Raw genomic sequence first — 14,703 nt, forward strand, 5'->3', positions numbered from 1 at the left:
GAGTACCTGACTCAATGAATACTGATTGATAATTTCTTATAAAAGAAATAAATCGAATTGACTGTTATAGTCACTCAGTAAAATTGAGATTCTAATTCTTTTGCTCCTGAATCAAGAGCTGTTAGAACTCAATCTGTACGAGTGCCCACACAGATGATTGCTTCATATTTTTAAAGAACAGTGTAACTAACGCTTGGTTAGTTACCGCAGCGTTGCTGCGAAGTGGAGCGCCATATTAACCGCTTCACTTTTAAAGTCAACTAGAAAATTTAATTTATTTTCAATTAAGCTTTCAGTTTGGCTTTAACCTTCACTTCGCTGCTTGCTTTTCAGCGCGTTGCTCCGTGTCAGTGGGTGCGCATTATAGGGAGATTTGAGATTAGCACAAGCGTTTTTTTCGCTTTTTTCTTAATAAATTTATTTAATTAGTTAACCTCAAAAAGCACAGTCTAGACACACAAGTTATACACAAAAACTTGTGGATAAAAGTGCAAAATGCAACGATAGCGAGCGCAGTGAATCCACTTTTTTTACGCAAGATGAAACAAGCCGATTTAACGAGAAGCAATCAATATACCGCGATAAACGTAGCAACCGAGTCAAAACTAACAAAGCCTGGCTCCTGAAACGATATATGGACTCCACCACATCTCACATACAGTGTAATGTGGTGTCGACCAAAACCAAGGAGTCCATATATGAATAATCGTAACGAGATTGCGCTCGATCTTGCAAAAAATATTATCCAAGTCGTAAAAGTCTCTAAACATGGCGAAATTGTTTTTAATAAAGCACAGTCTCCATCTAAAGTTCGCCAGATACTCGCTAACTCTCCCCCTAGCATTGTGGCAATGGAGGGATGTGGCAGTTTTCATTATTGGGGGCGGATTGCTCAATCCTATGGTCATGAAGTGAGGGGGATGTCTCCGAAACATGTTAAGCCTTATATAAGCAAACAAAAAACAGATGCCAATGATGCTATCGGGATTGCGATTGCTGCTATACAACCGAATACCCCCTTTTCTCCAGTAAAAAATATCGAACAGCAAATTCTCCAAACGTTCACTGTGAGTCGTAAGTATTTAGATAAACAGCTTACACAACTCGGTAATCATATTAGGGCCTTATTTTATGAATATGGCATCACTATTCCTCGCTCCAAGAAAGCATTGAAAGAGGTTTTAACTGAGCGTAATGGTTTACCAGAGGTATTATTGCCATTAGTTAATGTCTTAAAAGCTCAATACCAGCAAATAGAGCAATCTCTGAATAAAGTGACTGAAAACCTAGAGCAGCTTGTTTCTCAAAATGAACAATGCCAACGTGTTATTGCGCTTAAAGGTGTGGGTGTTTTAGGCGCAGCGGGGCTAATTGCCAGCCTGAGTCAAACAGAGCACTTTAAAAATGGGCGATGTGCTTCTGTATATTTAGGCGTTACCCCAAAACAATTTAGCAGTGGAGGTAAAACCGTGATGCTGGGAATTGATAAAGGCGCTGGAGATAAACAGCTAAAATCCTGTTTATTTTTGGGGGCATTGTCATACATTTCTAATCTGCCGGAGAAACACAAGACATTGAAGCAGCAATGGCTCTTAAGGCTAGTTGCTCGTTCAGGTGTGAAGCGAGCTTGTATTGCGCTGGTGAATAAAAATATCAGGACGGCTTGGGCAATGCTAAAACAAGGTACGAACTACCAGCCAGTTATGATTTAACAAACATCTTAAAAAGAGTTCGACAACAATGTAATTAAAACGGTAAGACCAACCTTCTGAAAACCTGTCTGAACTGGAAGTGGTAATACACTAACGAAGCGTTTAGGACAGAAGGTGCGAATAAATCAAAGGTTAGAGAGTCGCGCTCTCAAAAGAAACCGAATATACGCAGCATCTTTAATTTTAAAAAACATGTTGTCAAACAAGTGGAGTCCATATACGAGTTCAGGACGACATGGTTCAAAAGGTTAATGACAACGAACGCAGTGAGTACATTTCTTTTGCGCAAGGTGAAATGAGCCGTTTTGACCGCTGATGAGGGACGGTATGCATTTAAAAGGAGTAAAAGGTAAAAACTGTGAAGGTGTTCCCTTCTCCTTGCGCTAATTCGTCTCTTATCAATGTGCATGACTTCTGCAATATTCGAGACGATTTAGCACGAAAAAAGCCCGACACTTTCGAATCGGGCTTTCTTTTATTTGGCGCTTTTGGTGCGCTACGCAGTAGAATGTCCTACTTTCACATGGGCGAAATGAGACCGAAGCGAAGCTTCGCAGTTATCGTGTAAAGGGCTAATGACAGCGAACGAAGTGAGTACATTCTCTTTGCGCAAGGTGAAATAAGCTATTTTAAACAGCGCCGATTGAAGTATTGGCGCGATGGAACCCAGCTTCAGGGATAAATAGACAACGCAGAACTATCTACAAAGAAATAACGTAATGCAATGAAACATATAACCGTGAAATAAACCAGTTTAACCGCTGCTAAGGGACTTAACGCAAAAAACCCGTCGCATTTCTGCAACGGGTTTCTTTTATTTGGTGCTTGGCAATGTCCTACTTTCACATGGGAAAGACTCGCCGTCCGCCCCACACACTATCATCGGTCGGGGCCGACCCTTCGGCTATTTCGTTTCACTACTGAGTTCGGCATGGGCGGGGCTGGCCTTCCAGTCAGGTGGTTCCAAAATTTTAAGCTATAAACGCAAAAAAGCCCGACTCTTTCGAATCGGGCTTTCTTTTATACCAATCCGCTTAAATATCTGATCTAATATAGAGCATATAAAATTACAGACTAAATAACGTTGAACCCAAGTATATCTGAACAGCTTTTAGCGCTTTCTCGAAAAGAACCCAACGCACGTAAACGTATGCGATTACTTGCTGTGTCATTATTTTATGAAGGTCATAGCAGAACCGACATTGCAAAACGCCTTAATATAGCACGGAGTAGTGTTAATAAATGGGTCTCTAGTTACCTAGAGCATGGGCTCGATGGCTTAGACAATAAGCCTATTCAAGGACGTCCATCCAGACTGCAACAGTCTCAGCTTGATCAACTGTCTGAATTTATTAAACGCACAAACACGGAGCTTCAAGGTGGCCGTCTAACCGGTGAGGACATTGTGCATTACATTAGCAGTGAATTTGGTGTTCATTACCACTTAAATCATGTCTATAAAATCCTAAAGCAGCTTGGCTTTAGTTGGATCACAAGTCGTTCAAAACACCCTAAGCAGTCATTACAAAGCCAAGAAGCTTTTAAAAAACTTCCAACTGGAAACGATCCTTCACACACCAGGACACTTACCTCTTGATCGTATCGACGTATGGTTTCAGGATGAAGCTCGATTTGGCCAGCAAAATCCGACTACACGCATTTGGGCTAAGACGGGTACTCGGCCAAGGATTGTGAAACAACAACAGTTTGAATACGGGTATTTATTTGGTGCAGTATGTCCTGCCACGGGCCAAACAGAAGCGCTAGTAAGTCCATTCGTAAATAAAGAAGCGATGACGCAGCACATGCGTCAAATATCACAAGCTACACCAATTGGTAGGCATGCAGTAGTGATAATAGATGGCGCAGGCTGGCATACACATGATACTGCGTCAGAATTCAGCAACTTAACGCTAATAAAGCTTCCTCCTTACTCACCTGAGTTAAATCCAATAGAACAAGTATGGAGCTGGATAAGGCAACATTGCTTATCCAATAGAATATTTTCGGGCTATGTAGAAATAGTTGACGAAGTTTCAAAAGCTTGGAATCAATTTATTTCAATACCTGAACGAGTTAAGAAAATGTGCAGTCGTGAATGGATAAAGCTGATTTAATCTTTATGCGGAATGGTATTATTTGGCGCTTGGCAATGTCCTACTTTCACATGGGAAAGACTCGCCGTCCGCCCCACACACTATCATCGGCGCTATCGTGCAAAAGGTTAGCGACAGCGAACGAAGTGAGAGCGCTCTTTTTGCGCAAGGTGAAATGAGCCGTTTTAGCTGTTGTAGAGGGACTTAAACGCAAAAAAGCCCGACTCTTTCGAATCGGGCTTTCTTTTATTTGGCGCTTGGCAATGTCCTACTTTCACATGGGAAACCCCACACTATCATCGGCGCTATTTCGTTTCACTACTGAGTTCGGCATGGAGTCAGGTGGTTCCAAAATGCTATGGTTACCAAGCAAATTCTTTTCGTGCAAATGGTTAATGACGTCTTTTTGTCATTTCATTTGCGCAAGGTGAATTGATTTCTCATAAGAGCTAATCTATTCACAATGCTTAAATTCGGAGAGCGTAATTAAATTCTTATCGTCTACTTCTATTCTTAACTTCTAACAAGTCAAACCACTTTGGCGTTGTATGGTTAAGCCTCACGGGTAATTAGTACGAGTTAGCTCAATGCCTCACAGCACTTCCACATCTCGCCTATCAACGTTGTAGTCTTCAACGGCCCTTCAGTTAACTTAAAGTTAAAGTGAGAACTCATCTCGAGGCTCGCTTCCCGCTTAGATGCTTTCAGCGGTTATCGATTCCGAACGTAGCTACCGGGCAATGCTATTGGCATAACAACCCGAACACCAGCGGTTCGTCCACTCCGGTCCTCTCGTACTAGGAGCAGCCCCTCTCAATTCTCAAACGCCCACGGCAGATAGGGACCGAACTGTCTCACGACGTTCTAAACCCAGCTCGCGTACCACTTTAAATGGCGAACAGCCATACCCTTGGGACCGACTTCAGCCCCAGGATGTGATGAGCCGACATCGAGGTGCCAAACACCGCCGTCGATATGAACTCTTGGGCGGTATCAGCCTGTTATCCCCGGAGTACCTTTTATCCGTTGAGCGATGGCCCTTCCATTCAGAACCACCGGATCACTATGACCTACTTTCGTACCTGCTCGACGTGTCTGTCTCGCAGTTAAGCTGGCTTCTACCATTACACTAACCGTACGATGTCCGACCGTACTTAGCCAACCTTCGTGCTCCTCCGTTACTCTTTGGGAGGAGACCGCCCCAGTCAAACTACCCACCAGGCACTGTCCTCAACCCCGATTAGGGGCCTAAGTTAGAACATCAACACTACAAGGGTGGTATTTCAAGGTCGGCTCCACACAATCTAGCGACTGTGCTTCAAAGCCTCCCACCTATCCTACACATGTAGGGTCAATGTTCAGTGCCAAGCTGTAGTAAAGGTTCACGGGGTCTTTCCGTCTAGCCGCGGGTACACAGCATCTTCACTGCGATTTCAATTTCACTGAGTCTCGGGTGGAGACAGCGTGGCCATGGTTACACCATTCGTGCAGGTCGGAACTTACCCGACAAGGAATTTCGCTACCTTAGGACCGTTATAGTTACGGCCGCCGTTTACCGGGGCTTCGATCAAGAGCTTCGACCTAAGTCTAACCCCATCAATTAACCTTCCGGCACCGGGCAGGTGTCACACCGTATACGTCATCTTACGATTTTGCACAGTGCTGTGTTTTTAATAAACAGTCCCAGCCACCTGGTCACTGCGGCTCTCGTCTGCTTATGGAGCAAGTCCTTCACAAACAAGAGCGTACCTTCTCCCGAAGTTACGGTACAATTTTGCCTAGTTCCTTCACCCGAGTTCTCTCAAGCGCCTTAGTATTCTCTACCTGACCACCTGTGTCGGTTTAGGGTACGATTCGATATAAACTGAAGCTTAGAGGCTTTTCCTGGAAGTAGGGCATCAACAACTTCACCACCGTAGTGGCTCGTCTCGACTCTCAGCCTTAGCGACCCGGATTTTCCTAAGTCACCAGCCTACAGCCTTTCACATGGACAACCAACGCCATGCTTGCCTAGCCTGCTCCGTCCCCCCATCGCATTTATACCAAGTACGGGAATATTAACCCGTTTCCCATCGACTACGCTCTTCAGCCTCGCCTTAGGGGTCGACTCACCCTACCCTGATTAACATGGGATAGGAACCCTTGGTCTTCCGGCGTGCGGGTTTTTCACCCGCATTATCGTTACTCATGTCAGCATTCGCACTTCTGATATGTCCAGCATGCCTCCCGGCACACCTTCAGCCACTTACAGAACGCTCCCCTACCCCGCATACTAATGTATGCAGCCGTAGCTTCGGTGGTATGTTTAGCCCCGTTACATCTTCCGCGCAGGCCGACTCGACTAGTGAGCTATTACGCTTTCTTTAAAGGATGGCTGCTTCTAAGCCAACCTCCTAGCTGTTTTAGCCTTCCCACATCGTTTCCCACTTAACATACACTTTGGGACCTTAGCTGACGGTCTGGGTTGTTTCCCTCTCCACGATGGACGTTAGCACCCACCGTGTGTCTCCCGGATATTACTTTACGGTATTCGGAGTTTGCAAAGGGTTGGTAAGTCGGGATGACCCCCTAGCCTTAACAGTGCTCTACCCCCGTAAGTATTCGTCCGAGGCTCTACCTAAATAGATTTCGGGGAGAACCAGCTATCTCCCGGTTTGATTAGCCTTTCACTCCTAGCCACAGGTCATCCCCTAACTTTTCAACGTTAGTGGGTTCGGTCCTCCAGTCAGTGTTACCTGACCTTCAACCTGCCCATGGCTAGATCACCGGGTTTCGGGTCTATACCCTGCAACTTAAGCGCCCAGTTAAGACTCGCTTTCGCTACGGCTCCCCTAAATGGTTAACCTTGCTACAGAATATAAGTCGCTGACCCATTATACAAAAGGTACGCAGTCACCCTCGAAGGGCTCCTACTGCTTGTACGTACACGGTTTCAGGTTCTATTTCACTCCCCTCACAGGGGTTCTTTTCGCCTTTCCCTCACGGTACTGGTTCACTATCGGTCAGTTGGGAGTATTTAGCCTTGGAGGATGGTCCCCCCATATTCAGTCAAAGTTTCACGTGCTCCGACCTACTCGATTTCACTTCAGATAAATTTTCGTGTACGGGACTGTCACCCTGTGTCGTCCAACTTTCCAGAAGGTTCCACTAATTACACTGAAGCTTAAGGGCTAATCCGATTTCGCTCGCCGCTACTTTCGGAATCTCGGTTGATTTCTTTTCCTCGGGGTACTTAGATGTTTCAGTTCTCCCGGTTTGCCTCTTACAGCTATGTATTCACTGCAAGATACCGCTAAGCGGTGGGTTTCCCCATTCGGAAATCTAAGTCTCAAGTGCCTCTTACTGGCTTGACTTAGCTTATCGCAAGTTAGTACGTCCTTCATCGCCTCCAACTGCCAAGGCATCCACCGTGTACGCTTAGTCACTTAACCATACAACCCAAAATGGTTTTACTTGGTCTTTGTCATTTATTCTGCCTTGCTGTCATAATTTACTTGGTCACATAGCACGCTATGCTCCCTTCGATAAATTACTCGGCAGCGTTGCCTAAATAACAAATCCTCGTCGTAAAATAGTGCATCGCTACACTAGTTGTACGCTAAAGACAGTTTTAACTTCGCCAGAAGTTAAGTAATACTAAAGTAGACGCTAATTAATCAACTAAATGATTAATCGGCATTTTCTTTCGAAAACTCTGAATAACAATTGCTTGTTATTCGAGAATTTAATTATCAGCTTTCCAAATTTTTAAAGAGCAAGAGAATAACTTCTCAGAGTTAAAAACTCTCAGTTTTTTAAAAGTAAACTAAGTAAGAGTGCTTATCTTTGAGAAGGAGTAGTAAAGTGGTGGAGCTAAGCAGGATCGAACTGCTGACCTCCTGCGTGCAAGGCAGGCGCTCTCCCAGCTGAGCTATAGCCCCACATTACTAGGAATACATTGTTTGTTTACACTTCTTTTTGAGGCAAGGCTTTAAGCGAGGACGTTTAGTGTTTTCTAAACGACGAGCTTAAAAACGCAGCATCGGAAAGAAGTGGTGGGTCTGAGTAGACTTGAACTACCGACCTCACGCTTATCAGGCGTGCGCTCTAACCAGCTGAGCTACAGACCCAAACAATGTTGTGTTCTCTAATTCTAATCAACAATCATCTGTGTGGACACTTCGAACAAATCTGTTCTAAATCGTTAAGGAGGTGATCCAGCCCCAGGTTCCCCTAGGGCTACCTTGTTACGACTTCACCCCAGTCATGAATCACTCCGTGGTAAGCGCTCTCCCTAAGGTTAAGCTACCTACTTCTGGAGCAACCCACTCCCATGGTGTGACGGGCGGTGTGTACAAGGCCCGGGAACGTATTCACCGCGGCATTCTGATCCGCGATTACTAGCGATTCCGACTTCATGGAGTCGAGTTGCAGACTCCAATCCGGACTACGACAGACTTTAAGTGATTCGCTTACTCTCGCAAGTTCGCAGCACTCTGTATCTGCCATTGTAGCACGTGTGTAGCCCTACACGTAAGGGCCATGATGACTTGACGTCGTCCCCACCTTCCTCCGGTTTATCACCGGCAGTCTCCTTAGAGTTCCCGACCGAATCGCTGGCAACTAAGGATAGGGGTTGCGCTCGTTGCGGGACTTAACCCAACATCTCACAACACGAGCTGACGACAGCCATGCAGCACCTGTATCAGAGTTCCCGAAGGCACCAAACTATCTCTAGTAAGTTCTCTGTATGTCAAGTGTAGGTAAGGTTCTTCGCGTTGCATCGAATTAAACCACATGCTCCACCGCTTGTGCGGGCCCCCGTCAATTCATTTGAGTTTTAACCTTGCGGCCGTACTCCCCAGGCGGTCTACTTAATGCGTTAGCTTTGGAAAAGTTGTCCGAAGACCCCAGCTCCTAGTAGACATCGTTTACGGCGTGGACTACCAGGGTATCTAATCCTGTTTGCTCCCCACGCTTTCGTACATGAGCGTCAGTGTTGACCCAGGTGGCTGCCTTCGCCATCGGTATTCCTTCAGATCTCTACGCATTTCACCGCTACACCTGAAATTCTACCACCCTCTATCACACTCTAGTTTGCCAGTTCGAAATGCAGTTCCCAGGTTGAGCCCGGGGCTTTCACATCTCGCTTAACAAACCGCCTGCGTACGCTTTACGCCCAGTAATTCCGATTAACGCTCGCACCCTCCGTATTACCGCGGCTGCTGGCACGGAGTTAGCCGGTGCTTCTTCTGTAAGTAACGTCACAGCTAGCAGGTATTAACTACTAACCTTTCCTCCTTACTGAAAGTGCTTTACAACCCTAAGGCCTTCTTCACACACGCGGCATGGCTGCATCAGGCTTGCGCCCATTGTGCAATATTCCCCACTGCTGCCTCCCGTAGGAGTCTGGACCGTGTCTCAGTTCCAGTGTGGCTGATCATCCTCTCAAACCAGCTAGGGATCGTCGCCTTGGTAAGCCATTACCTTACCAACTAGCTAATCCCACTTGGGCCGATCATAAGGCGAGAGCCGAAGCCCCCTTTGGTCCGTAGACATTATGCGGTATTAGCCATCGTTTCCAATGGTTGTCCCCCACCTTACGGCACGTTCCCAAGCATTACTCACCCGTCCGCCGCTCGTCATCTTCTAGCAAGCTAGAAATGTTACCGCTCGACTTGCATGTGTTAGGCCTGCCGCCAGCGTTCAATCTGAGCCATGATCAAACTCTTCAATTAAAAGTTTTTTGAAACCGAAGTTTCGTGCTCAATGAATTCTGTATAAATTGACTATATAGTCACTCATAAGAAATTGAGACTCTAATTCTTTTGCTCCTGAATCAAGAGCTGTTAGAACTCAATCTGTACGAGTGCCCACACAGATGATTGCTTCATATTTTTAAAGAACAGTATAACTAACGCTTGGTTAGTTACCGCAGCGTTGCTGCGAAGTGGAGCGCCATATTAACCGCTTCACTTTTAAAGTCAACTAGAAAATTTAATTTATTTTCAATTAAGCTTTCCGTTTGGCTTTAACCTTCACTTTGGTTTGCGTTTTCTCTCGCATCCCGCCGTGTCAGTGGGTGCGCATTATAGGGCGTTCAACATTTTGATCAAGCGTTTTTTAGATAAAAAAACAAAAAAACGCTCAACCGAATAAAATCCAACCAAAAACACCTTCTCCTGGTTGTTTTTACGTCAAAAACAGCTATTCACTCTCTACTTTCAAAAGCCAACCGCACTTTTCTTGGTAGCGCGCTTCTTGCTCTAACTCAGTACACATAAGTGGATGTGCTTCTAACCAGCTTTTTGGCATTGTCAATGTTAATGTCTCTGGTTCAGATGCCGTCAAAAACAGTTCTGGTAAAACATCATCCTGTCGACGCATCGATAAAATTACGCCAATACGTAATAGTCGTATTAATATTTCAGCCAAATGTTGATTCACACCTAACTGTGAAAATGAATCTGTATCTATATCTAAACGATGACAACTAACTAGTGCTGCTACCAACTGTTTCTGTGCGCGTGTATATCCAGGCATCACACTGTTATTCAAAATATACGCACTATGAAGATGATACTCTTTGAAATCTATTAACAAACCGATTTCATGCATCACAGATGCAGCTTTCAATGCATCACTAGCAAAGCACATATCAACAGACCAGTAGCCTTTAAGTTGATTTAAAAAGCCATTGCTGATTTCAAAAACACGCTGTGCCTGCAAATTATCTACATGATAACGTGCAATAAAGCAATTTAACGTACGCTTTCTTATATCTGCAACACTCAAGTCTTCAATCATGCTATACAGGACACCTTCTCGAAGTGCACCACCTGCAAGCCCCATGTATTCAATTTCAAGTGACTCAAACAATGCAATTAGGATGGCCAACCCAGACACAAACACGAGTCGCCTTTCTTCACTCAATCCAGGCAAGTCCAGCTGAGGGATTGTTTGACATTCTATTGCAAGATTTTTTATCTGGTATAACTTATCAAGTGAAAGATATTCGTCTAACCCAAGTGCCGAGAATATCTCTTGAATAGCTTGTACTGTGCCAGAAGCACCGATCGCGAGCTCCCAACCTACTTGCTGAAAGGCTTCGACATGAGGACCAATAGTCTGCTTTGCTGCTGCAATTGAGTTTGCAAAATTCTCATCACTCAGTTTATCGTCTTTAAAGTATTTCTCGAGATAAGTAACACAGCCCATATTAAGGCTTTGATAAATCTGCGCATCAAAGCCTCTACCAATTACAATCTCAGTGCTCGCACCACCTATATCAACTACAAGTTGTTTTCCATGGCAAGCAGATGTATGAGCAACCCCTTTGTAGATAGTACAAGCTTCTAATTCACCACTTATTATCTCAATTTTATGGTTCAGAATACTTTCAGCTCGCTGCTTAAACTCTTGCGCATTCGTCGCTAAACGCAATGTGGCCGTCGCAACAACTTTAATATTTTGCGCAGGAATATCCTGTAGTCGCTCTGCAAATAAAGACAGACACTCCCACCCGCGTTCCATCGCTTCTTGTGATAACACATTTTGTTCATTCAGCCCTGCAGCCAATCGTACTTTGCGTTTTACTCTGCCAATTGTGTGGACTCCACCAGCCATATGCTTCGCTATAAGCATATGAAAACTATTAGAGCCCAAGTCAATTACAGCATATACATTGTTAAGTGGTGAGTTATATCCCACGCTCGTAACCTCTACTAACCTTTACTACTTCTGACCGTGTTTAGGCGCTGATTTTTGGTAATTACCTTGTCGGCGAGTGTTGCCACGTTTTCTAGGACCAGACTGGTAGTTTCTGCGATGCTGTTTTACCGGTGCTTTTATGTCATCAAGCAATGCCGACTTATCATATTGAGAAATTGGAATTGCATGATCAATGTATTCTTCAATCTCATGCAAGTTGTAAGCATATTGCTCACACGCAAAGCTTATTGCATGCCCTGATGCGCCAGCTCGACCAGTACGACCAATTCGGTGAACGTAATCTTCTCTATCATCTGGTAGGTCAAAATTAAAAACATGACTTACTTCTGGAATATGCAAACCACGAGCAGCAACGTCAGTAGCAACCAATAGATCTAACTCACCTTTGGTAAACTTTGTCAAAATAGACAAACGCTTCTTCTGATTTACATCACCTGTAAGTAAGCCAACACGATGGCCGTCCACTTTTAACCACTCATAAACGTTTTCACAGCTATGCTTGGTATTAGCAAAAACAATTGCTTTATCTGGCCACTCTTCCTCGATTAAGGTTAAAAGTAAAGGCAATTTGTCCTCTTGTGAGGGCTGAAATAATTCCTCTTGGATACGTTTACCCGTTTTAACATCTGGTTCTATTTGAACATGGATGGGGTTATGCATATGCTCGAAGGCCAGCTCTTGTACTCGATAAGACAAGGTCGCAGAAAACAACAAGTTCATACGATCTTGTGTACCAGGCATACGATTAAATAAATATCGAATATCTTTAATAAAGCCTAAATCAAACATGCGATCAGCTTCATCAAGTACCACAACTTCGATGCTATTTAGGTTAAATGCCCCTTGTTTATAAAAATCAATGAGCCTGCCTGTGGTGCCAATTAAAATATCGACACCTTTTTCTAATTGTGCCCGTTGTTTTTCATATTCTTCGCCACCATATACTAATCCTAGATTTAATTTACAGTGCGGTGCGATAATTTGAGCATCTTTGTGAATTTGTATTGCAAGCTCTCGAGTCGGTGCCATGATAATAGCGCGCGGTTGTCCCGAAGTTTGCTGCTCTGGTTGCGTTTGCATTAAACGATGACAAGTCGCGGTTAGGAACGCCAATGTTTTACCTGTTCCTGTTTGCGCTTGACCCGCAATGTCCCTGCCTTCACATACGTAAGGCATACACTTTGCTTGAATTGGCGTACAATGATCGAAGCCATTCGCTGTTAAACCGGCGACCACTTCCGGTGCTAAAGCAAAGTCTGAAAATTTCGTGTTGGTCAAATGTGTCTTAGTCATAGCAATAAAGCATAACGTTTAAACTTGCAATAAGAAACAAGAGTGTTTAAATACGCACTAAATAATTCGCCAAATTTCTATCGGAGAACGTAATGAGCGACAAAATAATTCAACTAACTGACGATAGCTTTGAAGCTGACGTACTAAATGCAAGCGGCCCAGTTCTTGTGGACTTTTGGGCTGAGTGGTGTGGCCCTTGTAAGATGATTGCACCAATTCTTGATGAAGTAGCAGAAGAGTTTGCTGGTAAAGTAAGCATCGGCAAACTAAATATCGACCAAAACTCAGGCACACCTGGTAAATTTGGTATTCGTGGTATTCCGACACTACTTCTTTTCAAAGATGGCGCGGTTGCTGCAACTAAAGTAGGCGCATTATCTAAAACTCAACTTGTTGAGTTCTTAAACGATAACGTTTAATACTTAAAAACCCAAATACGGCGTATTTGGGTTTTTGCTTTCTAGCGACACCCCCCACATAAAATGGATTTATTTTTTGTATAAAGACTGGACGACTCGCTAGCTAGCTGCTAACTTATAGAGCCACTAACCTTTTATCGAATATCAACTCAATCCCTCGTGCGACGAGAAGACAACGTTAATTAAAGAACCCACCAATATGCATTTACGCGAACTTAAAGACAAGTCAATAAATGAGCTTGTAAAACTTGCCGAGTCAATGGGACTCGAAAACGTAGCCCGTCTAAGAAAACAAGATATTATCTTTGCTATTTTGAAAGCGCATGCGAAAAGCGGCGAAAACATTTACGGCGGCGGTGTTTTAGAAATTCTCCAAGACGGCTTTGGCTTTTTACGCTCTTCCGAAGCTTCATACTTAGCAGGACCAGATGACATCTATGTATCGCCGAGTCAAATCAGACGCTTCAGTTTGCGTACTGGTGATTCAATTAGCGGTCTGATCCGTCCACCTAAGGATGGCGAACGTTACTTCGCACTATTAAAAGTGAACGAAGTAAACTTTGACAAGCCAGAGAACTCAAGAACAAAAATCTTATTTGAAAACTTAACGCCTATTCATGCGAATGAGCGTCTAGTTATGCAACGTGGTAACGGCAGTACTGAAGATATTACTGCGCGTGTTTTAGATCTAGCTTCACCTATCGGTAAAGGTCAACGTGCCCTTATCGTTGCGCCACCAAAAGCTGGTAAAACAATGTTGCTGCAAAACATTGCGCAATCTATCTCATACAACAACCCAGACGCGACCTTGATGGTATTGCTTATCGATGAGCGTCCGGAAGAAGTAACGGAGATGCAGCGCTTAGTGCAAGGTGAAGTTGTTGCCTCAACATTTGATGAGCCAGCCAGCCGCCACGTACAAGTAGCCGAAATGGTTATTGAGAAAGCCAAACGTCTTGTCGAGCACAAAAAAGATGTGGTTATCTTACTCGACTCAATCACTCGTTTGGCTCGTGCATACAACACGGTTATTCCTTCATCTGGTAAAGTACTTACAGGTGGTGTGGATGCAAATGCACTTCACAAACCGAAACGTTTCTTTGGTGCTGCACGTAACGTTGAAGAAGGCGGAAGCTTAACCATCATCGCAACAGCACTTATCGATACCGGCTCTAAGATGGATGAAGTCATCTACGAGGAGTTTAAAGGTACTGGTAACATGGAGCTCCACTTAAATCGTAAGATTGCTGAAAAGCGTGTTTTCCCTGCCATAGACTTCAACCGCTCAGGTACTCGTCGCGAAGAACTACTAACGAAGCCAGACGAATTACAAAAAATGTGGATCTTACGTAAGATCGTACATGAAATGAGTGAAATTGACGCCATGGAATTCCTTATCGATAAACTATCGATGAGTAAAACGAATGATGAGTTCTTCGACTCCATGAAGCGAAAATAATAAAAAAACCTGCT

At 44.2% G+C, this 14,703-nt stretch carries 6 protein-coding genes, 2 tRNA genes and 3 rRNA genes; 4 read left to right on the forward strand and 7 right to left on the reverse strand.

All coding sequences use genetic code 11. The annotated features are described in order from the left end of the window. The first annotated feature begins 698 nt into the window (after nt 1-698). Nucleotides 699-1,712, forward strand: coding sequence for an IS110 family RNA-guided transposase (locus AC2CZC_RS05545; RefSeq protein ID WP_484584040.1), 1,014 nt, complete (start codon nt 699-701; stop codon nt 1,710-1,712). Between the two features lie 1,150 nt (nt 1,713-2,862). Next, a protein-coding gene (locus tag AC2CZC_RS05550; RefSeq protein ID WP_484584823.1) for an IS630 family transposase occupies nt 2,863-3,829 on the forward strand; the annotation gives its coding sequence in 2 pieces (ribosomal slippage) (nt 2,863-3,261 and nt 3,263-3,829; 966 coding nt in all). A gap of 234 nt (nt 3,830-4,063) precedes the next feature. Here the strand turns inward: AC2CZC_RS05550 and rrf are convergent. From rrf to rhlB, 7 genes are all read right to left on the reverse strand, one after another. Further along, a 5S ribosomal RNA gene (gene rrf, locus AC2CZC_RS05555) occupies nt 4,064-4,178 on the reverse strand. 178 nt (nt 4,179-4,356) lie between these two features. Further along, nucleotides 4,357-7,239 (reverse strand): 23S ribosomal RNA (locus AC2CZC_RS05560). A gap of 413 nt (nt 7,240-7,652) precedes the next feature. Then, nucleotides 7,653-7,728, reverse strand: a tRNA-Ala gene (locus tag AC2CZC_RS05565). Between the two features lie 112 nt (nt 7,729-7,840). Further along, nucleotides 7,841-7,917: transfer RNA gene (locus AC2CZC_RS05570), tRNA-Ile, on the reverse strand. Between the two features lie 75 nt (nt 7,918-7,992). Next, nucleotides 7,993-9,525: ribosomal RNA gene (locus AC2CZC_RS05575) — 16S ribosomal RNA — on the reverse strand. Together the 16S, 23S and 5S rRNA genes with 2 tRNA genes alongside form the textbook arrangement of a ribosomal RNA operon. Before the next feature lie 469 nt (nt 9,526-9,994). Continuing rightward, complete coding sequence (gene gppA / locus AC2CZC_RS05580; protein WP_484584104.1) at nt 9,995-11,497, reverse strand: guanosine-5'-triphosphate,3'-diphosphate diphosphatase; 1,503 nt, start codon at nt 11,495-11,497, stop codon at nt 9,995-9,997. Nucleotides 11,498-11,521: 24 nt separating this feature from the next. Next, a complete protein-coding gene (gene rhlB / locus AC2CZC_RS05585; protein WP_484584105.1) occupies nt 11,522-12,811 on the reverse strand; it encodes an ATP-dependent RNA helicase RhlB in 1,290 nt (429 codons plus the stop codon). A gap of 92 nt (nt 12,812-12,903) precedes the next feature. On the opposite strand from rhlB, the gene trxA reads away from it, so the two are divergent. Together trxA and rho are read left to right on the forward strand one after the other, a co-directional pair. Continuing rightward, complete coding sequence (gene trxA, locus AC2CZC_RS05590) at nt 12,904-13,230, forward strand: thioredoxin TrxA (protein WP_039611268.1); 327 nt, start codon at nt 12,904-12,906, stop codon at nt 13,228-13,230. A 199-nt stretch (nt 13,231-13,429) separates the two neighbouring features. Beyond that, on the forward strand, nt 13,430-14,689 hold the full coding sequence (gene rho / locus AC2CZC_RS05595) for a transcription termination factor Rho (RefSeq protein ID WP_023399073.1): 1,260 nt from the start codon (nt 13,430-13,432) through the stop codon (nt 14,687-14,689). Nucleotides 14,690-14,703: the final 14 nt, after the last annotated feature.

The sequence above is a fragment of the Pseudoalteromonas sp. MMG033 genome (genome assembly GCF_057197785.1).